This is a genomic window from Amycolatopsis albidoflavus, from assembly GCF_039525725.1.
Taxonomy (GTDB): domain Bacteria; phylum Actinomycetota; class Actinomycetes; order Mycobacteriales; family Pseudonocardiaceae; genus Amycolatopsis; species Amycolatopsis albidoflava.
This window is the reverse complement of record NZ_BAAAHV010000025.1, coordinates 61,142-85,752: the sequence shown is the minus strand read 5'-3', so window position 1 is coordinate 85,752 and position 24,611 is coordinate 61,142. Positions and strand designations below refer to the sequence as shown.

The window sequence follows — 24,611 nt, the reverse complement described above, 5'->3', positions numbered from 1 at the left end:
CAGAGCACGACCACACCCCGGGATTTACCCGTCCACTCGCTGCGGCGTGCCCTTGGTGATCCGGACCAGTTCGTCGAACGTCGTCGGAAAGACGGCGTTCGGCGTCCCGGCCGCGGCCCACACCTCGGAATACTGCCGCAACGCCTCGTCGACCACGGTCTCCAGCGGGGCCGGGTGCCCGACCGGCGAGACCCCGCCGATCACCTGCCCCGTGGCCGCCCGCACCTCGTCCGGCTTGGCCCGCCGGATCCGGCCGCGCCCGAGCTTCACGGCGAGCGCGTCGACGTCCACCCGGTGCGCGCCGCTGGTCAAGACCAGTAGCGGGGCGTCGTCGGCCATGAAGACCAGGCTGTTCGCGATCGCGCCGACCGAGCAGCCCAGCGTGGCCGCCGCCTCGGCCGCCGTGCGCGTGGACTGCGGGAGCGTCCGCGCCTGACCAGTGACGCCCGCCTCGTCGAGCGCGTCCTGCACGTTCTGCATTGCCGACATCCGCACACCTCCTGCTGTTCTGTAAACAGAACACTAGACTAGGCCGAGTGTCGACGTCACCCGCCCCGGACGGCCGCGCCCTCGCCGCGGCGGTCGGTACCCGCATCCGGACGCTGCGCACCCGTGCGGGCGTCGGCCTGACCACGCTCGCCGCCGACAGCGGTCTCGGCAAGGGAACGCTTTCGGAGCTGGAAAACGGCCGCCGAAACCCGACTCTGGACACGCTGTTCGCCATCGCCACCGCGCTGTCGATCCCGTTGAGCGACTTGCTCTTCGGCGACGACGGAGTGGCGGAAGCGCACGGCGACAGCGTGGCCGCGACCCTGCTCGGCCGCTGGGAGGACGCGGACGGCGTGACCGAGGTGTACCGGCTGACAATCCACGAGCGGGTTCAGGTGTCGCATCCGCACAGCGCTGGGGTGCGGGAGGTTTTGACGGTGCTGACCGGCACGGCGGAAGTAGGGCCGGTTTCCGCGCCGGTGACGGTTTCTGCTGCCGGGACGCATACGTTTATCGCGGAAACAGACCATGTTTACCGCGGAATCGGCGGACCGGCTACCGCGGTGTTGACGATGCGGTATCCGCGTTAGCGGACGAGGAGCCCATTGGCTTTTGCCGCGTCGGCCTGACGCGCATCACAGGTCACCACAGTGACAGGTTCGCCGCCAGTAAGGTCAGCCGTTTCCCGCATCACGACCGCGAGGTGAAGCGCGCCGAGTGTGCGGAGGGAATAGTTCTCGGCGACCAATCGCTGAGCGGCCGGAAAAACGCGCGAAGGCCGAAACGGGATCGCCCCTAACGTCGAAGAACAGCTCATCGCATCGAACTGATCCAGAAACTCCCGCGCATCCGGGATGCGCCCCGAGCGCTTGGCCGCCGCCATCGCACTGGCGAACTCGATCCGAGTCAGCTCACTCGTGAGAACCCGGTTGCGGCCGCTCGCAAGCAAGTCGCGCAATTCGGCATGCTCAGGCTCGTCAGCGAAAAACACCCGCACGATCGCACTCGTATCGGCGTAATAGACAGTCACCATTCGCCCCGCGACCAGTCGAGTGCCTCGCTGACCGACGTTCCCCAACCGGCCGAACGCCGCTCCAGTTCGTCGAGACCGACCGGCTTCCGCTCAGGCTCGAAGGTGACCAGCTTGCCCTCCGCGAGCAGCCGGGCTTTCCATGCTTCCGGCGTCTCTTCCCTGTTGAGCGCAGCGCTGAGCACTTCCGTGACCAGGTCGTTCATGCTGCGCCCCTCAGCCTCGGCCCTGGCCTTCAGCCGAGCGTGCAGCTCGTCGTCGACGCGAGTGATCAATTGTTTCACCACATCATGATAACACGTCACCCATTAGAGATATCATGTGTTTTCATGTGCAGACAAAAGCCGCCCCGAAACACATTCCGGGGCGGCTTCAGTGTCAGCGATCAGTAACGGTAGTGCTCCGACTTGAACGGGCCCTCCACGTCCACGTCGATGTATTCCGCCTGTTCCTTCGACAGCTTCGTCAGCTCGCCGCCCAGTGCCTCGAGGTGGATCCGGGCGACCTTTTCGTCCAGCTTCTTCGGGAGGCGGTAGACCTCCTTGTCGTACTCCTCGGTCTTGGTGAAGAGTTCGACCTGCGCGATGACCTGGTTCGCGAAGCTGTTCGACATCACGAAGCTCGGGTGCCCGGTCGCGTTGCCCAGGTTCAGCAAGCGGCCCTCGGACAACACGAGAATGCTCTTGCCATCAGGGAACACCCACTCGTCGACCTGCGGCTTGATGTTCACGCGCCGCACGCCGGGGTAGCGGGCCAGCCCGGCCATGTCGAGTTCGTTGTCGAAGTGGCCGATGTTGCCGACGATCGCCTGGTGCTTCATCCGCGCCATGTGCTCGACCATCACCACGTTCTTGTTGCCCGTGGTGGTCACGTAGATGTCGCCCTCGTCCAGCACCGTCTCCAGGCGCTTGACCTCGTAGCCGTCCATCATCGCCTGCAGCGCGCAGATCGGGTCGATCTCGGTGATGATCACCCGGGCGCCCTGGCCGCGCAGCGATTCCGCCGCGCCCTTGCCGACGTCGCCGTAGCCGCAGACCACCGCGACCTTGCCGCCGATCAGCACGTCGGTGCCGCGGTTGATGCCGTCGATCAGCGAGTGCCGGATGCCGTAGCGGTTGTCGAACTTCGACTTCGTCACCGAGTCGTTGACGTTGATCGCCGGGAACAGCAGCTCGCCCGCGGCCGCCAGCTGGTACAGCCGCAGCACGCCGGTGGTGGTTTCCTCGGTGACGCCCTTGACGCTCTGCCCGACAGCGGTCCACTTGCCCTTGTCCGCCGCGACAGACGCGCGCAGCAGCTCCAGGAAGACCTTCCACTCCTCGGGGTCCTCTTCGTCGGCGGACGGGACCACGCCGGCCTTCTCGTACTCGGTGCCCTTGTGCACCAGCATGGTGGCGTCGCCGCCGTCGTCGAGGATCATGTTCGGGCCTTCGCCCTCCCACGTGAGCATCCGCTCAGTGCACCACCAGTATTCCTCGAGCGTTTCGCCCTTCCAGGCGAACACCGGGACGCCCTTGGGCTCCTCGGCGGTGCCGTGCGGCCCGACGACGACCGCGGCCGCGGCGTGGTCCTGGGTGGAGAAAATGTTGCACGAAGCCCAGCGCACCTCCGCGCCGAGCGCCACCAGCGTCTCGATCAGCACCGCGGTCTGCACGGTCATGTGCAGGGAGCCGGCGATTCGCGCGCCGCGCAGCGGGTACACCTCGGAGTATTCGCGACGCAGCGCCATCAGGCCGGGCATCTCGTGCTCGGCGAGCCGGATCTCCTTCCGGCCGAACTCGGCGGCCTCGAGATCGGCGACGGCGAATTCGAGGCCGCCCCGGGTGTCGTGCCGCTTGACAACGCTTTCGGGGGTCATAGTGCGGTTCCTCCAAGGTTTGATGGCACCTGAACAGTACCGTTGTCGGCTCGACCCTGACTCGATCGGATGAGGAGAGAACACCGTGCCCGCCCCGCTCCCCGGCCCTGACACCCGCATCGTCGAAATGAGGGTGTCCGGACTCGTGGGCACGAGCGGCGAAACGCTCCTCGACACGGTCCAGACCGTCGACGTCGCCGGCGACGAACTCGGCCGCGTGGTGCGCCCGGCCGACCGGCTGCGGCGTCCGGCACCCGGTCCGGTGGTGCCCGCGCTCGGCCGGTCGATCCCGCGCACCGTCGAAGGCTACCTGTGGAGCGGCATGACGTCCGGCGGCGTCGCGAAGGCCGCCTGGGCGCTGCTGTTCCCGTTCTCGCTGGCGAACGTCGCGTTCTGGATGCTGCCGCCGGCGCACCGCGGCCGGTGGCTCGGCGGCCTGTGCCGCGGCCTGCTGCGGATCGCCTCGGTGCTGCTCACCATGCTGCTGGTCAGCCAGGTCGCGGCGGCCGTGCTGGACCTCGTCGCGACGCAATGCCTCGCACCCGGGCGGGCGTGTCTGACCTGGGTGGCGCCGGAGCTGCGCAAGGGATCGCTGCGCATCGGCGTCGGCGTGGCGGTGCTGCTCGCGCTGGTCTACGCCCTGCACCGGATCTCGTCCACGAACTGGCGGGTCCGCCCGCCCGACCGTCCCGGCCGCCAAGGCGTCCCGATGCGGTTGCGCGCGGATCCGGAAGCGCCCGGAATGTCCGCGACACACGCCGTTGCCGCGCTTGCCTGCATTTCCTTGCTGCTGCTGGGCGGCCCCTTCCACGTGCCCACGAAAATCCCGGAATTGGTCGCGTGGATCTGCACCCTCGCGCTGGTCCTCGCGGTCCTGATCGGCTGCGCGATCGGCAGCGACACCGGCGCCATCGCGCGCCGAAGCCTGATCACCTTCGCGACGCTGCTGGTCATCTTCGCCGCCGTGCTGGCCAAGCCGGTCGACAACCGGCTCCCTGGCGTCGACAACACCGTCGAAAGCCTCGGCGGCTCTCTGCTCGTGGTCACCCTGCTGTTCGCGCTCGCGCTGATCCCGTCGGCGCTGCTGGCCCGCAAAGCCTGGCGCGACCGCCCGCGCCGGCTCCGCCCGTGGCTCGGCGGCTGGGCCGCGGCCCCGGTTCTCGCCCTCGCCGGACTCCTCGGCGGCGGTTTCGGCGCCGGGCTGGCGATCGCCGTCCGAAAACTGCTCCGCGCCGAAAAGCTTTCCCTGCCCACGACGTACGACCTGGTCACCGTCCTGTGGGGCGGCGGCCTGGGCCTGATGGCACTGCTGGCCATCGCCGGGTACGCCATCGGCGTCCCGCTGCGCCGCCGCCGGCGCGGCATCCCGCCCATCGTCGAACTAATGGAACACGACGAGCAGCAAGAACAAGACGCCGCCCGAGCCTGGGCCCGCTCCGCCTGGGAACGGCGGCACCTGCACCACCTGGCGTTGATCGTCGCGCTGGGCCTGTGCGTCGGCGCGATCACCCTGCTGGTCGTACGGTTCGGCTTCAACCTGCAGCCCAACTGGTTCACCACCGTCTCGGCGATCGGCGTATTCGCGCTCGGCGCCCTGGCCGCCGGTCTGCTGCGAGTGGTCTACTCCGCGGCCCGCTCCCCCCAGCGAAGCCGACACCTCGGTGCCCTGGCGGACCTCGTCTCCTTCTGGCCGCGCGCCGCACACCCCGGCGTACCGCCTTGCTACGCGCTCAAAGTCGTCCCCGAACTGGCCGACCGGGTCAAGGAACACCTGGCCGAACCCGGCACCCGAGTCGTGCTGTCCGGCCTGAACCTGGGCAGCATCCTCACGGTGCTGACCGCCGCCCAACTGTCCGCCGAACTCCCTCCGGACGAACGCGACCGAGTCGGCCTTCTCACCGCCGGCTCGCCCCTGCAGTGGGGCTACCAACGCGCCTTCCCCGCAGTCCTGCCGCAGGATTCGCTGGCCGAACTGTTCGCCTCCTTGGACGGCCGCTGGCGCGCCCTGTGCCGGGGAACAGACATCTTCGGCGGCGGCGTAACCACCTGGCGGCACCAGACAAGCGGCGGCCACCTGCTGGGCGAGGGCTACCTCCCGGAAGGCAAGTGGGGAGCCCTGGAAGCCACCCCGGACGACGCGGGAGTCCTCATCCTCGGCGGCGACCACTGGGTCCCCGACCCCCTGCGAGCCCCCGACGGCCGCAGCCGCTGGGCCCCCGGAGTCCTCAAGCACACCGAGTACCTGGCCGACCCGGAGTGGGACAACGCGGTCGCGATGGCCGCCGGACTGGGCCGCCCCAACGGCCGCGCCCGCACCCTGGGCGAACAAGGCTCCCTCTTCGGCGACCTGCCCCGCCCCCGCTGACCCACGCGCGTCCGTGAGGGCCACCTTCACGGACTCTGAGTCCCTCAGGGTTCCCCTCACGACCAGCACGGTCCGTGAAGCCCGCCCGCTCATCGCCCGCCCGCTCGCCCGCTCGCTGGGATGCGCCCCAATGTGGCATTGGGTGCGTCGCATGCACCCAATGCGGCGTTCGGTGCGTCAGACGCACCCAATGCCACATTGGGGCGCTAGCCCCGCCACCCGCGAAACCGCAGCCGGTGCACCCAACCATCGAGGCACCCACACCACCCCCGCACCCCGATACGAAGCCAAAAACGCGGCGCGGGGGTGCTTGTCAAGGCATCTTTCCCGCCTTGACAAGCACCCCCGCGCCGTAGTCACAATCAGCTTCGGGGTGCCCCACGCAACCAACGTGCGCAATGTCGCCGCCAGGCGACGAGCCGCCCCCTCAACCTTCCAGCAACAATCAATTCGTCCCGCGACGACGCAACTTCAACAGCACCAGCAACGCGCCACCGCCAACAATCAACACTCCGCCAACCCAAAACAGCCAAGCATTGTCAAACCCAGTGTTGGCCAGCCCGCCACCGGTCCCATTCTGATTCCCGGCAGGAACCGCGGCCGGAGCGCTAGTCGTGGTCGGAGCGGCGGAAACACTGGACGGCGCCGAAGTCGGCGCGGCGGTGGGAGCGGAAGAAGTCGGCTTGGCCGGCGAGGTAGGCGTCTCGGAAACCGGCGGCTTAGTCGGCGCGGTCTTCGTCCCGCACACAAACCACTGGTCGATCTTAGGCTGCGACCGGTCGTAGTTGTACGGCGCGACAAGATCCTTCCAAGGAGCCACCTTGGGCAGTTTCTTCTTCCCCGGCACGTAAACGGAATGCCCGTCATCGCCGCCCACGACGACGATCGCCTCGACCGTCACGCCCTCAGCGGTCTCCGTGATGGTCAGCGTCTTCTCGCCGACACCGCCGGTGAACTTCACGTCGCCCTGGTCGAGTTTGCTGCCGCTGACGCCCTCGACCTTGCTGCAGTCAGTGATCTTCGTACCCGGAACCGGGTGTCCGCGGTCGTCGCCAGTGGTGCAGGCGGACGCCGCCGTCGCCGAGCCGAGCAGGGCGAGCCCGGCGACCGCGGCAACGGCGAATCCGGCGCGAAGTTTGGTGGGGATGGGCATGGAGTTACTCCTCGAAGGAAAATCCGAACGGGGGACAGCACATGCGAAAAACCACGACCCTCCGTAGGAACCCCGACCACTGTTCGCGCGAATTACCCGCTAGTGATTAACCCGTCAGAGGGAGACGACGCGGAGAGTATCGCACCCGCAGTTGTCCGATCACCCTGGGTTCGAGTCGCCGTCCGAACCGAAATCCGCGAGTTGCGCGCCCGTGACCAGGCACGCGAAACGGCCCGCCGCCCACAGTGGGCGACGGGCCGCTGAACAGCGAAAACAGGTCAGTCGGCGACCGATGGCGGGGAGTCCTTGACGGCCCCGCCCTGCTCCACACCCGACTGCCGCTTCCCGAGCAGCGAATGCCGCCGGCTGTAGGCGAAGTAGATGACCACGCCGATGACCATCCAGACGACGAACCGCAGCCAGGTCAGCACGGTCAGGTTCAGCATCAGCCACAGGCACGCCAGGATCGCCAGCGGCGCGATGACCCACACGGCGGGCACGCGGAAGGCGCGCGTCAGGTCCGGGCGGGTCTTGCGCAGGACGAGCACGCCCGCGGACACGAGGATAAACGCGAACAGCGTGCCGACGTTGACCATTTCCTCGAGCTTGTCGGCCGGGAAGAACGTCGCGCCCGCCGCGACCAGCGCGCCGACCACGATCGTCGCGCGCTTCGGCGTTCCGCGGTCGCTCGTCTTGGCCAGCGAACGCGGCATGAGGCCGTCGCGGGACATCGCGAAGATGATCCGCACCTGGCCGAGCATCAGGACCATGACGACGGTGGTGAGGCCGGCCAGCGCGCCGACGGAGATGATGTTCGCGGCCCAGTCGACGCCGTTCGCGGAGAACGCGGTGGCGAGCGTCTTGTGGCTGCCGTCGCCCGCCGAGGTCGAGAGGTCGGTGTAGGGCACCATGCCGACGACCACGAGCGACACCGCGACGTACAGGACCGTCACGATCGCCAGCGAGCCGAAGATGCCGCGCGGCACGGCCTTCTGCGGGTTGCGGGTCTCCTCCGCGGTGGTCGCGACGATGTCGAACCCGATGAACGCGAAGAACACGATCGACGCGCCGGCCAGCAGCCCGAAGATGCCGAACGAACTGCTGCCGCCGCCCGCGATGAGCGAGAACAGCGACTGGTCGACGCCGCTCGACCCGGACCCGGCGGGTTTGCCCTCGGGGACGAACGGCGTGTAGTTGCTCGACTTGATGTAGAAGATGCCGAGGATGACCACGAACAGCACCACGGCGACCTTGATGCCGGTGATCACCATCGAGAACCGCGACGACAGCTTCGTGCCGAGCACCAGCAGAGTCACCAACGCGGCGACGACGATGAACGCGCCCCAGTCGATGCCGAAGCCGCCGCCGAGATCGATCGACGTTTTGGTGCCCTTGCCGAAGATGTACTCCAGCACCGTCTGCAGATAGGACGACCAGCCCTTGGCCACCGCGGCGGCGCCGACGGCCAGCTCCAGGATCAGGTCCCAGCCGATGATCCACGCCATGAACTCGCCGAAGGTGGCGTAGGAGAACGTGTACGCGCTGCCCGCGACCGGGACGGTGGAAGCGAATTCGGCGTAGCACAACGCGGCGAGCGCGCAGGCGATCGCGGCGATGACGAACGCGACGGACACCGACGGCCCGGCGAAGTCGCCCGCCGTGCGCGCGGTGAGCGTGAAGATGCCGGCGCCGATGACCACCGCGACGCCGAAGACCGTGAGGTCCCAGGCGCTCAGGTTCCTGCGGAGTTTCGTCTCCGGTTCATCGGTGTCCGAAATGGACTGCTCGATTGACTTGGTGCGCCACAACCCAGTGCCGGGCAACGTTGACCTCCTGCGGTGACCTTCGTGGGGACCGGGCGCCACCCTAGCGTGTCAGTTGGGCGCCAGCTGTCCGGACAGTCAGCGCGTCTCGCGGTCGAGGTCGGGCTCCAGGTAAATCAGCGTCGCGACGGGGACTTTCGCGCGCACGCGAGCCTCGGCGTCGTCGATCGCGGTGGCGATCGCGGCGGTGTCGAGGCCGGGCACGAGCGCGAGCTTCGCGGCGACGAGGAGCTCGTCCGGGCCGAGGTACTGGGTGCGGATGTGGATGACGCGCTCGACCTTGCCCGCGGCCAGTTCGTCCACAATGGTCGCGAGATCGGTGTCGGTCGCGCCCTCGCCGATCAGCAGGCTCTTCATCTCGATGATCAGGATGACCGCGATGACGCCCAGCAGCGCGCCGATGAAGACCGTGCCGATGCCGTCGAAAACGGGGTTGCCGGTCAGCACCGACAATCCGACGCCGAGCAGGGCGAACACGAGGCCGAGCAGCGCGCCGGAGTCCTCCAGCAGCACGACCGGCAGTTCGGGTTCCTTGGCCTGGCGGATGAACCGCCACCAGCTCACATTGCCTTTGATCTTGCGCGATTCGCCCATCGCGGTGAGGAAGCTGTAGCCCTCGAGACAGATCGCGACGACCAGAATGACCACCGCGACCACCGGCGTGTCCAGCGGCTGCGGCTCGATGATCTTGTGAATGCCCTCGTAGAGCGCGAACGCCGCGCCGAGGGTGAAGAGCATGAGCGCGACGATGAACGAGTAGAAGTACCGCTCGCGGCCGAACCCGAACGGATGCTCCCGGGTCGCGCGCCGCTTGGAGGTCTTCTGCCCGAGCAGCAGCAATCCCTGGTTCGACGTGTCGGCGAGCGAGTGCACCGCCTCCGCCAGCATCGACGACGACCCGGTGACCAGGAAGCCGACGAACTTGGCCACCGCGATCCCGGCATTGGCGGCGAGCGCCGCGATGATCGCCTTGGTTCCCCCGCCAGCTGACACTTCCCGCTCCCCTGCTCCGCGCCCGAATTGCCCGGTGGGAGCCTAGAGCAGCCTTTGCGGCCGGAAGCACGGGACCTGACAACCGGCCGGTCAGCTCACATCTCGCAAGCCCCAGCAGTAGCCCGGAACAGCTGCGTCCGCACCCCGGCCAACGGCCGCACCCGCACCGCCGGATCGGCGGCAGGCAGCCACACCGACTGCCCCCGCCGCAGCTCTACCTGCTCCCCATCCGAGGCGACCACCAGAAGATCCCCCTCGGTGCACAACAGGATCTGCGGCCCAGCCGAGTCGACCTCGATCTCGACGTCGTCCCCAGCCGCCCATTCGACCCGTGACAGCTCGAATTCCGGAGCGTCCGTGTGGTAAACCGCCATCCGCTGGCCGGCGCATTCTCCGTGCTGCACCGGCATTTCCCCGCACGCGAAGTCGACCACGCGCAGCAGCTCCGGCACATCCACGTGCTTCGGCGTGAGGCCACAACGCAGGATGTTGTCCGAATTCGCCAGGATCTCCACCGCGGTGCCGTGCAGGTACAGGTGCAGGTTCCCGGCAGGCAGGTAGATCGCCTCGCCCGCGCGCAGTGTCAGGCGGTTGAGCAACAACGCCGCCAGGACGCCGGCGTCGCGCGGGTGGGTCTCGCCCAGTTCCAGGATCGTGCGGCATTCGGTCGCGAATTCGCCGTGGTCCTGGACGTGCCGGACGCACGCGTCGAGCACCTCCGGCAGCAGTTCGTCCAGCGCGGACTGCGGCAGCGTGATCCAGGTGGTGAACAGCGCGCGCAGACCGGCCGGGTCCGGCTGGGCTTCCAGCAGGCCGGTGTACTTCCCCAGCCCGGGCGTCTCGATCGCCTTCAGCAGCTTGACCGTGCGGTTCGGGTCGCGAAACCCGGCCAGCGCGTGGAACTCGGTCAGCGCGCAGACCAGCTCCGGCTTCGCCGTCGGGTCCGGGTAGTTCCGGTTCGCGGCGTCGCGCGGGATGCCCAGCTTCTCCTCGCGGGCGTGTCCCTCCGCGGCCTGCGCCGCGGACGGGTGCGCCTGCATCGACAGCGGTTCTTCCGCGGCGAGGATCTTCAGCAGGAACGGCAGCCGGTTGCCCCAGCGCCGTGCGCAGTCCTCGCCCAGCTGGCCGACCGGATCGGCGTCGACGAGTTCGAGCAGGCTCAGTTCGGTGCCGTCCGGGCCGAGCACGTGCGACGGGTCCCCCGGGTGCGCTCCCATCCACAGCTCGGCCTCGGGGTGCGGCGCCGGCACCGGGCGGCCCTGCAGCTGCGGGATGGCCGTTCGCGATCCCCAGGCGTAGGGCCGTACGGCGTTGCGCAACAGCTCCACTGTCAACTCCCAATCCTTCCCGTCGGCACTGGGCCGACGCACGCGGCGGCGGAACCGCCTGCCCGCGTTCCCCCCTGCTCCCTCAGGCGGAGGCCGGTTCGTATCTCCCGGCCCCGCCGATGCTGCCCGCCGCCAGCCCCAGGTACACCGCGGCCAGCTCGAACCGCAGCGCCAGCACCGCGGCGCGGACGATCTCGTCGGCCTCGATCTCCTCGGCGGGCGCGATCAGGTCCGCGCCCGGCAGGAACTCCTCGGCTTGGTACCGGGCGGCCTCGGTGGCCGGGCCGGTCCGCACCGACAGCAGCAGCACCCGCGTCGCGACTCCACCAGGAGAGTCGTCCGGGTCGGCGAAAATGTCTCGCTCCACGCCGCCTGATTGTGCGATCCGCCGCAAGGCCGGGCGAGCGAGCGCCTGCCGGTAGTCCTCCACGTCGCACACCAGCGCGGCGTGCGCGGCGAACGCGTGCGCCGCGTGCTCGCCGACCGCCACCGCGACCGGGTCGAGCCCCCACAGCAGCGGCACCCGGTCCGCGACCCGCAGCGCGAGCGCCTTCGCCGGGTTGGCGAACGACTCGCGCGCCAGGTAGTCCTTCTCCGCTTCGAGGTCGAGCTGGTCGGCGAGCGCCTGCACGTCCGCGACCAGCAGGCCGAGCGCGTTCGCGGTGAGCAGCCCGGCGGCGAGCCCGCGCGGGAACGCCAGCTCCGGCGGCACCGGGACACGCGGCGCGAGCAGCACGCCCTTGCCCGCCACCGACGCCGCGACCGGCCCCTCCGCCGGCGCGGACAGCACCACCGACGCGCCGAACCGGGCGGCGCGCTCCAGCGAAGCGGCCAGCTCGCGGTCGCCGGCGTCGTCGGTGTGCGCGAACACTACGTCCAGCGCGCCGATCCAGGCAGGCACCGATTCGGCCACCACGACCGGCACCGGGCACGACGGCGTGAGCAGCGCGGCCAGCAGCCGGGTGAGCGTGCGGCTCACCCCTGGCCGGTCGATGAGCACGAGCGAACGCGGACGCCCGACGTCCAGCCGGTCGCTCAGCTCCAGTTCGGCCGCCGCCTCGGCGGTGGCCCGCACCTGCGCGCCCGCCATCGCGGCGGCACGCAGCAACCCCGCGCGGTCGGCGTCGGCCAGCCGCGCGGTGTCGTCGAGCAGGGAATCGTCAAGCATGGTCAAGCACTGTCGCCGTGGTCGGCCGAGCCGGGCAGCGTCGCCTCGTCGAGCAGCAGCACCGGGATCCCGTCGCGCACCGGGTACACCCGGCCGCATTCGGTGCAGGTCAGCGCGTCCGCCTCGGCGTCGTCCGGCGTGCCGGGACGCAGCGGAGCGTGATCCGGCGACGGGCACGCGAGGATCTCCAGCAGCTGTGCGTCAAGCGTGATGGCCATAGTTCCTCCATACCACGCGTCGTTGGGGTGTTGAGGGCGCCTTCCGGACACAATCCGGCGCCAGCGGGTCAGGCCCGGACAAGGGCGAGCACCTCGGCGGTGAGCGCCTCGACCGCGGCGCGGTCGGCGGCCTCCACGTTGAGCCGCAGCAGCGGTTCGGTGTTGGAGGGACGCAGGTTGAACCACGCGCCGCCGGGCAGCTGCACGGTGAGCCCGTCCAGCTCGTCGATCTCGACGCCGGACTTGCCCGCGTACGCGTCCTTCACCGCGAGCATCCGCGCGACCTGGTCGCCGACCGTCGAGTTGATCTCGCCGGACGCCGCGTAGCGCGAGAAGTCCTGGGTGAGCGCGGACAGCGGCCCGTTCTGCTCGCCGAGCGCGGCCAGCACGTGCAGCGCGGCCAGCATGCCGGTGTCGGCGCGCCAGAAATCGCGGAAGTAGTAGTGCGCGGAGTGCTCGCCGCCGAAAATCGCACCGGTGCGGGCCATCTCGGCCTTGATGAAGGAGTGCCCGACCCGCGTGCGCACCGGCTTGCCGCCGTGCTCGGCGACGATCTCCGGCACGCCCTTCGACGTGATCAGGTTGTGGATGACCGTGCCGCCCGGCTCCTTCGCCAGCTCGCGCACGGCGACCAGCGCGGTGATCGCGCTCGGCGACACCGGCTCGCCGCGCTCGTCGACGACGAAGCAGCGGTCCGCGTCGCCGTCGAACGCCAGCCCGGCGTCCGCGCCGACCTCGCGCACCTTGGCCTGCAGGTCGACGATGTTGGCCGGGTCGAGCGGGTTGGCCTCGTGGTTCGGGAAGGTGCCGTCGAGCTCGAAGTACATCGGCACGACGTCGATCGGCAGCCCGTCGAAGACAGTCGGGACGGTGTGCCCGCCCATGCCGTTGCCGGCGTCGACCACGACCTTGAGCGGCCGCGAGCCGGAGAGGTCGACGAGGTTGCGCAGGTAGGCGGCGTAGTCGCTGAGGACGTCGCGCTCGGAAACGGTGCCGCGCTGGCCGTCGAAGGCGGGGACGCCCTGCTCGACGGTGTCGCGGATCTCGGCGAGGCCGGTGTCCTGCCCGACCGGGGACGCGCCGGCGCGGCACATCTTGATGCCGTTGTACTTCGCGGGGTTGTGGCTGGCGGTGAACATCGCGCCGGGCAGGTTGAGCGAACCGGAGGCGAAGTAGAGCTGGTCGGTGCTGGCCAGGCCGATCGACACCACGTCGAGGCCCTGGGAGGTGACCCCGTCGGCGAACGCCTCGGCCAGGCCGGGCGACGAGTCGCGCATGTCGTGGCCGATCACGACGGCCGGTGCCTCGGGCTTGATGAGCAGCGCGAACGCGGCCCCGAAGTCCCGGACGAGGGCGGCGTCCAGCTGCTCGCCGACCACGCCGCGAATGTCGTAGGCCTTCACGATGCCCGAAAGGTCTGGCACGCCTTCTCCCCGCCGCTAGTTCCGTGGCGACGCCAGTCGCGCCGCGGGCGAAAGCCTACCGGGCGGGAGGACAGCTCAGGCGCGCCCCGGGAGGACGCGCAGATGGCCGCGCCTGCCGGAGGGGCCTTCCGGCTCGGGCTGCGCCGCGGGGACGTCGGAGCGACCGGCCTCGCGGACCGCCTCGGCCAGCGCGGTGAGCTCGTCGGCGGACTGCTCCGGCGCGGCGAAGGCCCCCTCGTGGCGGACGACTTCCCAGCCCTTCGGGACGGTCAGCCGCAGCGCGTGGGCCTCGCACAGGTCGTAGGAATGCGGTTCGGAAGCGGTGGCCAGCGGTCCGACGACCGCGGTCGAGTCCTGGTAGGCATACGTGAGCGTGGCGACAGCGGGTTCGAGGCAACCCGTTCGCGAACATTTCCGTACGCTCCGCACGATCCGAAACGATAGCGCGTCGCCGCAAGCGAGTACCGGCGACACGCGCGTTGTCCTGGCGACCGCATAGACTTGGACGGTGGCGACGGCTCGTGACTACCGACAACGGCAGCGAATGCGACGGGACCGGCACGGCCGGGGCCTGCGCGGGACGCTCTATCCAGCGACCCTGCCCGCAGCAGCAAGCCGCGCGGAGCGCTTCGACGCGCTAGTGCTGGACGCCCTGGAGCCCATCGAAGCCCGCTGGCGCCACGAACTGACAAAACTGGACGTAGCGGTGGACGACGTCCCAGAAGTCCGCATGGACGGCCGAGCCCCCGCAGACGGCGTACTGCACGACGGCGCAGTCCCCCTATCGCGCCTGGTCCCCGCAGGCGTAGACCGAACCGGCCTCCCCACCCGCGCCAGGATCGTGCTCTACCGACGCCCCCTGGAAGCACGCGCCAAAGACCCGTCAGAACTAGCAGACCTAGTCCACGATGTCCTGGTAGAACAGGTCGCAGGCTACCTAGGCGTAGAACCAGACGTAATCGAAGGCGACTGACCCTTGGCCCAGTCCGTGAGGGGAACCCTCACGGACTCTGAGTCCCTCAGGGTTCCCCTCACGACCAACAAACCGCAGCCGCTGCACCCACCGCTGGAGCCACCCACCCCACCCCCAACCCCGATACGAAGCCTCCTCTGCGGTTCGGGGGTGCTTGTCAAGGCATCTTTCCCGCCTTGACAAGCACCCCCGAACCGTCAGGACAATCAAGCTTCGGGGTGGTGGCCCCCACTCAGGCGCAATGTCGCCGCCAGGCGACGAGCAGTCACCCCCGCCGCCGAGACGGAATCGCAGTCAACGCCGTAAACAACACCGCGGCCAACTGCACCAACAGCAACAACCCCCGCTCAGTCCCCGGAAACATCACCGACACCTCCGAAGACTGCGGCGGCACAGACACCGCGACCTGATGCCCCCAAGCAGGCACAATCGGCACAGCCTTCCCATTGACACTGGCCTGCCACCCAGCCTCCTGCTCAGCCGCCAACACGAGCAACCGCCCAGTAGGCCCCTCGGAAGCCCGAACCCGAACATCCGGCAACCGCGCCGCCACCGGCGAAATCCCCGGATTAGTCCCCGGCGCACCCCCACCGGTAACAGCCTGCTTAGCCAACTCCGGCGAAATCAACGCCACCTCGCCAGCCTTGGGCAACAACCGCAACACCGGCCGCCCGTCCGCCATCGGAGCAGCCACCGCGGCAAAATCGCTAACCGCACCAGCGAACGCCCGAGCATCCGTCCCCAGCGGCAACACCACGTACTGCACCCCAGAAGCCGCAGCCGCCGCGAACACCCGCTTCAGCGCGGCAACATCCCCCTGCCCCAGCCCTCGCCGCCACTCAGCCAACCGGTCCGGCGACCCCTTGACCGGCGCGAGCTCATCATCACCGAAAAGCGCCAACCGACCACCGGTCTGCCGAACCTGCCCAGAAGAAACGTCCAGCACGCCCCGCCCAGTAGCCGCGACATCGGCAGCCACCTCAGGCGCCAACTGCGGACGAGCCGCCGCCGTCAACGGCCCCTCAGCCCCAGTCGCGACGGCCCCAACCCCCAGCGCGGCCACCACCACAACCCCAGCCACCGCCAGCACCTTCGGCAACCAAGCAGCAGGCATCGCAAGCCCACCACGCTGCCAAGTAGCCAGCACAGCCCACAACAACCCAGCCCCGACTACGAGCAACGGCACCCCGGCATACCCCGACGCGGGCGCACCGCCCTGCATCGGCGTCAACTGCACCTGCCGGACCAACACCACGCCGATCAGCCCCAGCACCGCGAGAGCCAACCCGCCGACGACCTGTTTCCGCGGCCGAACCACCAGCGCGACCAGCGTCGCCGCCAACACGACAACCCCGATCGGCCACGCCCCCGGCCCACCCGGAGTAAGCCCAGCAAGATCCGTCGCCGACGCCGGAGCCGCCGGACCGCCAAGCCCTTGCAGCAACAGTTCCGGATGCCGCAACAACACCGTCGGCCACGGCAGCAGCAGAACCAGCGGCAGCAGCACCACAATCCCGACCGACGCCACCCGTCGAGCCAGCCCGGACGGCGCGGGCAACACCACGAACCCGACCAACAGCCCCACCAGCGCAAGCCCATGCGCGAGCGGCGAAAACGCCCCCAGCAACGCGACACCGAACGCCGACAGCGCCGAGACGTGCAACCACCGCGTACCCGGCCGAGTCAGCAACCGGACGATCCCCGCGACCACAAGCGGCAACACGAGATGCACCACAACCACGTCGAGCCGCCCCTGCGCGACCGACGCGGTAGCGGCAGGCAGCAACGCATACGTCGCAGCAACAGCAGCACGCACCCAACGACGCACCGCAAGCTTGCGAGTAGCGACATAAGCGCTGAGCGCGGCAAGCGGGATGTCACCGATAAGCAAGATCGCCACCAGCGCGGCCGGACCGCCGATCGGAGCCAAGATCGCCCCGATCGTCCCGAGCACCGGCAGCGTCGCGGGAGCGGGCGCACCAGTGCCGCCAGCGATCGAATGCCACGGCGACAGATACGTCGACCAGATCTCGCCCAGCCCGCCGACCGGCAGCAACTGGCCGCCCCACAGGTCGAGCCCGAGCCGCCCGCGGTTGAGCACCAAAGCCAGCGCGGTGAGCAGGACGACCAGCACCACCGGAGGAGCGAAGACGGTCGCGGCTAGCACGCGCCGCCGGTTGACCTCCACGAACACCAGATCCGGTTCCGGCGCGGCCGGCTCCGGACGGGGCGACGGCGACGGCGAGGCCGCACTCTCCTCGACCGCTTCAGTGTCCTCTTCGGACACCGGCGCTTCCGGCAGCGTGACCGCGACAACCGTGCCTGGCCGACGCAGCCCCCGGCCCCGAGTGCTCAGGCCGCGCAGCGCGCCAGCGGGCAATGCGTCCGGACCGACCGGACGCGCCCCAGACGCGGCGAGCGCCTCCGGCGGAATCCACGCAGACTCCTGCTCGACGCTCTCCGGAACGGTCCCGAGGGCGACATCACTCTGTACCCCGCGCCGGACGAGCCCAACCACCCCGGCGCTGATTGCGTTGCGCAGCCGCGTGATCCGGCTCGTGAACAGCCCGCGGACAGTCCCCGGCCGAGGCTGGTCCCGCCGCTGCGCACGGGCCGCGCGGAGATTTCCCTTGCCCCCGCACAAGTATCCGAGCGCGGCCAGTTCCGCACCTGCCTCGGTGGTACGCCGCAGCACGAAGAACACGAACGCGCGCAGCACCAGCATGATCGGCAGCCGGACGAGCCCGAACCAGAACGACGGGGCCGAGCAGTTCACCAGAAAGACGCGGAGGCCGTGCGCGCGGTTGAGCGCGGCGAGCGGGCGTCCGGCGGCGTCCGGAGTGCGTTGCCCGGTGGACAGCGCGCGGGCGTGCCGGACGCGCGCCGCGGGCACCGAGAGCACGAGCGAGCCGGCCGCGTTGGCGCGCCAGCCGAAGTCGAGATCCTCGCGCAGCAACGGGAAGTCCTGGTCGTAGCCGTCGAGGGCGTCCCAGAGTTCCCGCCGCACCAACGATCCGGCGCTCGGCACGGCGAGAACCTCGGTGGGTTCGCCGTCCGGCGCGGCCATCTGCTGGCGGTGCCCGGAGGCGTCGGTGGACAGCCCGGCCTCGACGATCAGCCGCGGATCGGTCCAGTCGGTGCCGAGCGCGCCGAGCACCTTCGCGGACGGGTTTTCCTCCGCGGCGCGGACGAGCTGGTCGAGGCAGTCCGGCTCGGGGGCGCAGTCGTCGTGCAGCACCCACAGCCACGTTCCCGGGTCTCCCCACCGTTCTACCGCGTGCGCGACGGCCGCGGCGACCGCTTCCGCGAACCCGGTTTCACTCGTCAGAGTGACAACTCCGGACAGCACGGGTTCCTCGGCGGCCACGCCCGGCTGTGCTGCGTCGGCGAGCAGTTTCGGGGTACGGTCGGTTGATCCGGTGTCCACGGCGAGCACGTGCCGCGGACGGACTGTGCTGCGCCGCAACGCGGAAAGCGCCAGCGGCAGCCATTCCTCGCCGTCGTGACAGACCGCAATGGCCAGAACGGGCAACGTCCGCACAGCGGGCGGAACGACGGTGCGAGGCAAGAACGGCTCCTGCTCGGACGGGACGATGGGTGCGGTCACCCTACGGCGTGGCTCGACGCGCGGGCACCGGCCCACGCCGCACGCCCGGCGAATCCCACCGCGTGGACGAACCCGAGCACCAGAGAAATCCCGCGGGCGCCGAACCGGCGCTCAAGCGAGGAACCGGCGGCATCCGGTCCGGGCACGAGATCCGCGGCACCCCGGGGATCTCGTGCGCGGAAGACGAAGATCACAAAGAGAACCACGGCACAGCACCGAAATTTACGGCCTCCGCGACGGCAGTTTTGCCCTCACGGGGCCACGGGATCAGGCCGCGCGAATCCGTCGAATGTGCCCGGCGACACCCCGGCGGGGGCTCCCCTCCCCGCCGCGTCGCACCGGCCGCACCACTGGCTCGCCGCCACGACGGCGGCGGGGCGCACCCCCGGTCCGCGTGGACCGGGGGAACCGAAACCCGTTTAGACAGCCCGTTTCTTCAGCTTGCGACGTTCCCGTTCGGACAGTCCGCCCCAGATGCCGAAGCGCTCGTCGTGCGCCAGCGCATACTCGAGACAGTCGTCCTTGACCTCGCAGCCAAGGCAAATCCGCTTGGCCTCGCGGGTCGAGCCGCCCTTCTCGGGGAAGAACGCCTCCGGGTCGGTCTGCGCGCACAGGGCGCGCTCCTGCCAGTCCTGCTCCTCGGGGACGTCGAAAAGGTCGGTCAGATCCCCGAGCTGCTGCTCCGGGTTCTCTCCCCAACCCACGACGTGCCCCCATTCCCTGTTGTCCGCTTCCAACCGCACGTCCGCCTCCTCGCTCCTACGCACTCCCCAGGCTGGCGGTGGTGAAACGACACCCGCTGCCCCCTCCGACAGCGAATGACATCACTGTGATTACACCTGTGTAGGTCGGCCAGGTCAAGCCGAGTAGCGAGTTCGGGGGATCTCTGTGCCCGGGTGCGCAAGGGGACACGCCGAAGACTTCACACCGGGCATACGGAAGACTGGTGGGGTGCAGAGATCAGCAGTGCGTCCGAGCCCGATCTTCCTCGGCATCCTCGCCGTCGCCGTCGCCGGTGGTTTCCTGGCTGCATACGGTGATTCCACGACTCTTCTCGGTTCCCGCGACCCGATGTTCATCGCCGGCGTCGTGCTCCTCGTCGCGGGCGGCTGGATGACGTCGCTGACGCTCCACGAGTTCGGGCACGCCTTCGTCGCCTTCCGCGGCGGTGATCACGAGATCGCTCACAAGGGGTACCTCTCGCTGGACGTCCGGCGCTACGCCGACCCCGTCCTGTCCTTCGTGCTGCCACTGATCTTCCTGCTGATCGGCGGCATCCCGCTGCCCGGCGGCGCGGTGTGGATCAACCGCGGCGCGCTGCGCAACCGCGCGACCGCGTCGTGGACCTCGCTGGCCGGCCCGCTCAGCAACCTCGCCTGCGGAGCCGCGCTGTGCCTGGCGACGATGCTGATCCCGATGGCGGCCGGCCTCTTCTATGCGATGTCCTACCTCGCGCTGCTGCAGATGATGACGTTCCTGATCAACATCCTGCCGGTGCCGGGGCTCGACGGCTGGGGCGCGCTCGAGCCGTACCTCTCCCCGCAGGCGCGGGCGTTCGGCGCGCGGGTGCGGCCGTGGGCTCCGCTGGTGCTGTTCGCGCTGTTCTTCCTTTTCCGGCCAGTGTCGGATCTGCTCTGGACGATCGCCGGGCACATCTACGCACCGCTCGGCGGCAACGCGTCCGCGGCCTTCATCGGGCAGAGCGCGTTCCTGTTCTGGCGGTAAGGGCTCAGGCCCACTGCCGGTGGGCCATGAGCCAGGCGTGCGCGCGCTTCCAGACTTTCTTGAGCCCGGAGCGCTCGCCGAGGTAGTCGCCCGCCGCGCCGACCACCGGCAGCATCCCGAGTGCCCGGTGGAACCACCGGCCGCGCGGGCGCTTCTCGAGTTCGCCGGTGATCCCCCACAGCGACTTGCCGAGGTGCCAGAGCGTGGTGGCGACGGCTTTCGCGGTCACGTTGCCGTGTTTGCGGTGGGATTCGTCGAGTTCCTCGGTGAGCCGCGCGGTCTCACTGTCCTCTGCGGACTGAGCGGACTTGTCGTGGCTGGCTCCCGCCGCGAGGTCGGCGTCGATGTCCCGCTCGAAAAGCACCGAGGCGATCAGCCGGACGCGGCTGCCGACGTCGGTCACGCCGTACTCCCCCGCGATCGCGCACAGCACCAGCCCCTGCGACGCGGCGCCGAGGGTGTCCTGCACCGGCAGCCGGTCGGCGAGCGCGCCGCCGAGACCGGGGATCGACGTCAGCAACGAGGTGAGCCTGCCGACCCGGTTGACCCACCAGCTCGCGCGCTGGTCGATGTCCATCGCCGCCCATCCGGCGGTGCCCGGCACCTTCACCGTCGTCAGCGCGTGGAGCATTTTCTTCTTGAACCCGGCGTCGGAGAACTCGCCCTCGCCGCGCCGGGCGCGCGCCTGCAAACCGAACGGGTCGGCCTCGCGCAGGGCGTCGATCATCGGAGCGCAAGCGCGGACGAACGGGCGCAGGATCGCGACGACCTGACGGTCCGAAATGGCCTCAGACACGGGCGCCGCTCTTCGCCGCGGCCCGGCCGAGCCCGCCGCCGAGGACGAGCGCGGCGGGCAGCGCGCTCGCGCCGAGCAGAAGCAGCGCGCGCCAGTCCTGGACGAGCACGACGTCACCGCCCGGCCCGAACAGGCCGACCCCGAACACGACGAGCACCCACACCAGAAGCGGAACGAACGACAGCCCGGGCCGGACGAGCTTCGCCGCGGTCAGCACGAGCCACGGCGTGGTGACCGCTCCGACGAGCGCGGTGACCGGCATCGGCACCTCGCCGAGCGGGCCTAGGCGCAGCGGGAGGAAGAACAGTTCGAGCAGCGCCAGCACGACCGCGTCGAACGCCAGCAGCACCAGCATCAGCCACTGGTCACGGGTGAGCGGCGCGGGCGGGGTGGACACCATCACCACCCGCCGAACAGATCGGTCTCGGCGCCGTGCGCGTCGCCCTGGGCGAGCACGAAGTATTCGGCGGACGGGATCGGCTGCGCGATGCTGTTGGTGAGCGCGAAGTGCGTGACGGCGCCGTCGACCACGGTCAGCTGGGTTTCGTGCGCACGCAGTGCCGCGAGCTTCGCCTGCCGGTGCGCGGAGATGTCGACCACGGTGGTGATCTTGCCGTCCGGAGTGGACGGAAGCTCGCCGTCGGCGGCCACCCGGAACGGTGATGTTCCGTCGGCGCGCAGTTCCGCCAGCCCGACGGCGAGCGCCGCCTCGGACTGGACCACGTGGAAGACCCGCTCGACCGACGGGGCGTCCGGCGCGGCCGCCATGGTGATCTCGTGCGCGCGGATGTGGTCGGGATGGCCGTAGCCGCCGAAGGAGTCATAGGTGACGACGACCTGGGGAGCGAAGTCGTCGATGAGTTCGCGCAGCTGCGCGGTCTGCTCCACCAGAGATCCGCCGGTGAACGCCCTCGGATGGTCGGCTGCCGGCGTGCCCGCCATGCCCGAATCGCGCCACCGGCCGATGCCGCCGAGGTACTCGTGCCGGGTGAGGCCGAGCGCGACGGCCGCGGCGGCCATCTCGCCGGACCGGTATCCGCCGAGCTGGTCGGCCTCCGCCGCGACGAGGCGCGCGAGCCGCGGCGGGACGATTTCGCCCTCTTCGCCGAGTGTGCAGGTCACGACGCACACCTCGACGCCCTCGGCCGCATAACGCGCGATGACTCCGCCGGTGGCGATGCTTTCGTCGTCCGGGTGCGCGTGGACCAGCAGCAGCTTCCGCTTCACGCCCTCAGGTTAGTGACCGTCGCGTCCGGCACCGGGATGCCGACCCCCGGCGCGGCGTTCCGGAACGAAATCCGCGGCGTGCACGGGAAAATGCATCGGCATCCCACTAAGTCGGACCAGCGTCCCGGACCGTGGGCGTTCCCTTCCGCGGAACGTTCCGCGGTTCGGAATGCGCGGGCAAGGACGCAAGATGCTCGGAACACCCACCGAGCACCCGCCTCCGTCCGGACAGTCCTGCCCGCGCCCGGCGGCGGGCGCATTGTTTCGTTTCACGAGATCGGACCAATTTCTTGTCACTTCGGGTTCGTCGCGGCCGTGTGATTGCTCCATTAGCTGGGGTACCGCACACGGAACGGGGCGGTTATTGTCCGCCGGGCCAGTCGGCCCACTGGACCGAACCACCACCCGAACCGGTTCCGAATTTCCGTGATCAACTACTAACCGTAGTCGATCAAGTGCGGAAACCACGGTGCAACCAGGGGGTGCGAGATATCTGTTCCGCAACGATCTCACTGAGAGTGTCCGGATCGATAGGTTTGCCGTCTGTCCAATGCCTAAGTTTCACGGCTACGGTGAGCAACGCGATACCGATCGGTGCTTGCGCGTCAGGAAGAGCCGCCTCGCAAACCCGCGACGGCGTCGAGCAAGGAGAATGAATGTTAGTGACGACTAGGTCGCGCGCCGCCAAACTCGGCGCGTTCGTCGCGGGCGCGGCCCTTCTGCTCTCCGCATGCGGTGGTGGCGGAGGCGGCAACAGCGCGGTGCAGACCGGGCAGGCATTCGCCGACTGCGACAAGAACCCGAACAGCTGCAACACGGCGCAGGCCGACCAATTGCAGCAGGGCGGCGACGTCACCTACGCCATCGAGAAGAACGTCCCGAACTGGAACGTCATCTCGGCCGAGGGCAACGTCTTCGAAACCGGCGAGGTCACCAAGGGCCTGCTGCCCTACACCTTCTACGCGACGCCCGACCTCAAGCCGGTCCTGAACAAGGACTTCGTCGAGTCGGCCGACGTCACGAGCACCAGCCCGCAGACGGTGGTCTACAAGCTCAACCCGAAGGCCGTCTGGTCGGACGGCACCGCGTTCTCCGCCGACGACTTCATCTACAACTACAAGGTCCAGAACGGCAAGGACTGCCCCGACTGCGCCGCGGCCAGCACCGCGGGCTACGACCAGGTCAAGTCGGTCACCGGTTCCGACGGCGGCAAGACCGTGACGGTCGTGTTCGACAAGCCGTTCACCGACTGGAAGCTGCTCTGGAGCTCCGGCGGCGCGATGTACCCGGCGCACCTGGCCAAGGAGCACGGCGACATCAACACCCCGGCCGGCCTCGCGTCGTCCTTCAAGTGGTTCGGCACGACCGTCCCGACCTGGTCCGGCGGCCCGTGGAAGATCTCGAAGTTCGTCAACAACCAGTCGGTCACCGAGGTCCCGAACGAGAAGTACTGGGGCGAGAAGCCGAAGCTGAACAGCGTCATCTTCCGCGTCATCACCGACGCGACGCAGGAGCCGACCGCCCTGCAGAACAACGAGGTGCAGGTCATCTACCCGCAGCCGCAGGTCGACCTCATCAACCAGGTCAAGAACATGCCGAACATCTCCTCGTTCATCGGCCTCGGCCTGACCTGGGAGCACTTCGACTTCAACCTGAAGAACCCGGCGCTGTCCCAGAAGCCGCTGCGCCAGGCGCTGTTCACCGCGATCAACCGCAAGGACATGATCGCCAAGACCGTCGGCCAGTTCACCAACAAGGTCGAGCCGCTCAACAACCACAACTTCGTGCCGCAGCAGACCGGCTACAAGGACACGGTGAGCTCGACCGGCCAGGGTTCCGGTGACATCGAGAAGGCCAAGAAGATCCTGACCGACGCGGGCTACAAGCTGAACAACAACCAGCTGTCGGACCCGAGCGGCAAGGCCATCCCCGAGCTGCGCATCCGCTACACCGTCGGCAACCAGATCCGGCAGAACGAGTGCGAGCTGTTCGCGCAGACCGCTGCCCAGCTGGGCGTCAAGGTGAAGGTCCAGTCCACCGACGACCTCGGCCAGACCACCACCAGCGGCGACTACGACGTCATCGTCTTCGCCTGGGTCGCCTCGCCGTTCCCGTTCGGCGGCGCCATCCAGAACTGGGGCACCGGGCAGGGCAACAACTACGGCAAGTACAGCAGCCCGCAGGTCGACAGCCTGATGGCGCAGGCCAACGCCGAGACCGACCAGACCAAGGCGGCGGACCTGCTCAACCAGGCCGACCAGGTCATGTCGAACGACGCGTACGTGCTTCCGCTGTACCAGAAGCCGACCTTCATCGCCTCGTCGGACAAGATCGCGAACATCCGCAACAACTCGACCCTCGACGGGCCGGTGTACAACATGGCGGAGTGGGGCATCCGGAAGTGATCAACGACCGGTAGATTCCCGCGGGACAC

At 69.2% G+C, this 24,611-nt stretch carries 23 protein-coding genes; 5 read left to right on the top strand and 18 right to left on the bottom strand.

Going from position 1 to position 24,611, the window contains the following annotated elements:
* Positions 1–24 precede the first annotated feature (24 nt).
* Entirely contained in the window at positions 25–489 is a 465-nt protein-coding gene (locus ABD156_RS40075) for a YbaK/EbsC family protein (RefSeq protein ID WP_344286252.1), read from the bottom strand.
* A 47-nt stretch (positions 490–536) separates the two neighbouring features.
* On the opposite strand from ABD156_RS40075, the gene ABD156_RS40070 reads away from it, so the two are divergent.
* On the top strand, positions 537–1,079 hold the full coding sequence (locus ABD156_RS40070) for a helix-turn-helix domain-containing protein (protein WP_344286251.1): 543 nt from the start codon (positions 537–539) through the stop codon (positions 1,077–1,079).
* Here the strand turns inward: ABD156_RS40070 and ABD156_RS40065 are convergent.
* The 3 genes from ABD156_RS40065 to ahcY all read right to left on the bottom strand — a co-directional run bounded on the left by ABD156_RS40065 (position 1,076) and on the right by ahcY (position 3,377).
* Positions 1,076–1,522, bottom strand: coding sequence for a type II toxin-antitoxin system VapC family toxin (locus ABD156_RS40065; protein WP_344286250.1), 447 nt, complete (start codon positions 1,520–1,522; stop codon positions 1,076–1,078). The two genes, ABD156_RS40070 and ABD156_RS40065, sit on opposite strands and share 4 nt — an antisense overlap.
* A complete protein-coding gene (locus ABD156_RS40060; protein WP_344286249.1) occupies positions 1,516–1,803 on the bottom strand; it encodes a FitA-like ribbon-helix-helix domain-containing protein in 288 nt (95 codons plus the stop codon). The genes ABD156_RS40065 and ABD156_RS40060 overlap by 7 nt, the downstream gene beginning before the upstream one ends.
* A gap of 101 nt (positions 1,804–1,904) precedes the next feature.
* Positions 1,905–3,377, bottom strand: a complete 1,473-nt coding sequence (gene ahcY / locus ABD156_RS40055) for an adenosylhomocysteinase (protein WP_344286248.1) — start codon at positions 3,375–3,377, stop codon at positions 1,905–1,907.
* A 127-nt stretch (positions 3,378–3,504) separates the two neighbouring features.
* On the opposite strand from ahcY, the gene ABD156_RS40050 reads away from it, so the two are divergent.
* Positions 3,505–5,742, top strand: a complete 2,238-nt coding sequence (locus ABD156_RS40050) for a hypothetical protein (RefSeq protein ID WP_344286275.1) — start codon at positions 3,505–3,507, stop codon at positions 5,740–5,742.
* A 445-nt stretch (positions 5,743–6,187) separates the two neighbouring features.
* Here the strand turns inward: ABD156_RS40050 and ABD156_RS40045 are convergent, their stop codons facing one another.
* The 8 genes from ABD156_RS40045 to ABD156_RS40010 all read right to left on the bottom strand — a co-directional run bounded on the left by ABD156_RS40045 (position 6,188) and on the right by ABD156_RS40010 (position 14,278).
* Complete coding sequence (locus ABD156_RS40045) at positions 6,188–6,895, bottom strand: LPXTG cell wall anchor domain-containing protein (RefSeq protein WP_344286247.1); 708 nt, start codon at positions 6,893–6,895, stop codon at positions 6,188–6,190.
* A gap of 278 nt (positions 6,896–7,173) precedes the next feature.
* Entirely contained in the window at positions 7,174–8,718 is a 1,545-nt protein-coding gene (locus tag ABD156_RS40040; RefSeq protein WP_344286246.1) for an amino acid permease, read from the bottom strand.
* 78 nt (positions 8,719–8,796) lie between these two features.
* Positions 8,797–9,711, bottom strand: coding sequence for a cation diffusion facilitator family transporter (locus ABD156_RS40035; RefSeq protein WP_344286245.1), 915 nt, complete (start codon positions 9,709–9,711; stop codon positions 8,797–8,799).
* Positions 9,712–9,806: 95 nt separating this feature from the next.
* Complete coding sequence (gene manA / locus ABD156_RS40030; protein ID WP_344286274.1) at positions 9,807–11,039, bottom strand: mannose-6-phosphate isomerase, class I; 1,233 nt, start codon at positions 11,037–11,039, stop codon at positions 9,807–9,809.
* An 82-nt stretch (positions 11,040–11,121) separates the two neighbouring features.
* Positions 11,122–12,207: a hypothetical protein gene (locus ABD156_RS40025; RefSeq protein WP_344286244.1), complete on the bottom strand. Its 1,086-nt coding sequence runs from the start codon at positions 12,205–12,207 to the stop codon at positions 11,122–11,124.
* Between the two features lie 2 nt (positions 12,208–12,209).
* A complete protein-coding gene (locus tag ABD156_RS40020; RefSeq protein WP_344286243.1) occupies positions 12,210–12,425 on the bottom strand; it encodes a Trm112 family protein in 216 nt (71 codons plus the stop codon).
* Between the two features lie 68 nt (positions 12,426–12,493).
* Complete coding sequence (locus ABD156_RS40015) at positions 12,494–13,849, bottom strand: phosphomannomutase/phosphoglucomutase (RefSeq protein WP_344286242.1); 1,356 nt, start codon at positions 13,847–13,849, stop codon at positions 12,494–12,496.
* Positions 13,850–13,924: 75 nt separating this feature from the next.
* Positions 13,925–14,278, bottom strand: coding sequence for a DUF3499 domain-containing protein (locus ABD156_RS40010; RefSeq protein WP_116206536.1), 354 nt, complete (start codon positions 14,276–14,278; stop codon positions 13,925–13,927).
* Positions 14,279–14,393: 115 nt separating this feature from the next.
* Between ABD156_RS40010 and ABD156_RS40005 the strand changes: the two genes are divergently transcribed.
* Entirely contained in the window at positions 14,394–14,822 is a 429-nt protein-coding gene (locus ABD156_RS40005; RefSeq protein ID WP_344286273.1) for a metallopeptidase family protein, read from the top strand.
* A 265-nt stretch (positions 14,823–15,087) separates the two neighbouring features.
* On the opposite strand, the gene ABD156_RS40000 is transcribed toward ABD156_RS40005, so the two are convergent.
* From ABD156_RS40000 to ABD156_RS39990, 3 genes are all read right to left on the bottom strand, one after another.
* Positions 15,088–18,390 (bottom strand): glycosyltransferase, encoded by a 3,303-nt coding sequence (locus ABD156_RS40000; protein WP_344286241.1) that lies wholly within the window; start codon positions 18,388–18,390, stop codon positions 15,088–15,090.
* A 35-nt stretch (positions 18,391–18,425) separates the two neighbouring features.
* Positions 18,426–18,635, bottom strand: a complete 210-nt coding sequence (locus ABD156_RS39995) for a hypothetical protein (RefSeq protein ID WP_344286240.1) — start codon at positions 18,633–18,635, stop codon at positions 18,426–18,428.
* 213 nt (positions 18,636–18,848) lie between these two features.
* Complete coding sequence (locus ABD156_RS39990) at positions 18,849–19,172, bottom strand: WhiB family transcriptional regulator (RefSeq protein ID WP_037355639.1); 324 nt, start codon at positions 19,170–19,172, stop codon at positions 18,849–18,851.
* Positions 19,173–19,395: 223 nt separating this feature from the next.
* Here ABD156_RS39990 and ABD156_RS39985 point away from each other — a divergent pair, with 223 nt between their 5' ends.
* Positions 19,396–20,154 (top strand): site-2 protease family protein, encoded by a 759-nt coding sequence (locus ABD156_RS39985; protein WP_344286272.1) that lies wholly within the window; start codon positions 19,396–19,398, stop codon positions 20,152–20,154.
* A gap of 4 nt (positions 20,155–20,158) precedes the next feature.
* Here ABD156_RS39985 and ABD156_RS39980 read toward each other — a convergent pair whose 3' ends face one another.
* From ABD156_RS39980 to mshB, 3 genes are read right to left on the bottom strand one after another with little or no spacing between them, the layout of a single operon-like run.
* Positions 20,159–20,950, bottom strand: a complete 792-nt coding sequence (locus ABD156_RS39980) for a hypothetical protein (RefSeq protein WP_344286239.1) — start codon at positions 20,948–20,950, stop codon at positions 20,159–20,161.
* Positions 20,943–21,305 (bottom strand): hypothetical protein, encoded by a 363-nt coding sequence (locus tag ABD156_RS39975; RefSeq protein ID WP_377928515.1) that lies wholly within the window; start codon positions 21,303–21,305, stop codon positions 20,943–20,945. Before ABD156_RS39975 ends, ABD156_RS39980 begins: the two co-directional genes overlap by 8 nt.
* 44 nt (positions 21,306–21,349) lie before the next feature.
* Complete coding sequence (mshB, locus tag ABD156_RS39970; protein WP_344286238.1) at positions 21,350–22,177, bottom strand: N-acetyl-1-D-myo-inositol-2-amino-2-deoxy-alpha-D-glucopyranoside deacetylase; 828 nt, start codon at positions 22,175–22,177, stop codon at positions 21,350–21,352.
* Between the two features lie 656 nt (positions 22,178–22,833).
* On the opposite strand from mshB, the gene ABD156_RS39965 reads away from it, so the two are divergent.
* On the top strand, positions 22,834–24,582 hold the full coding sequence (locus tag ABD156_RS39965) for an ABC transporter family substrate-binding protein (protein WP_344286237.1): 1,749 nt from the start codon (positions 22,834–22,836) through the stop codon (positions 24,580–24,582).
* Positions 24,583–24,611 lie beyond the last annotated feature (29 nt).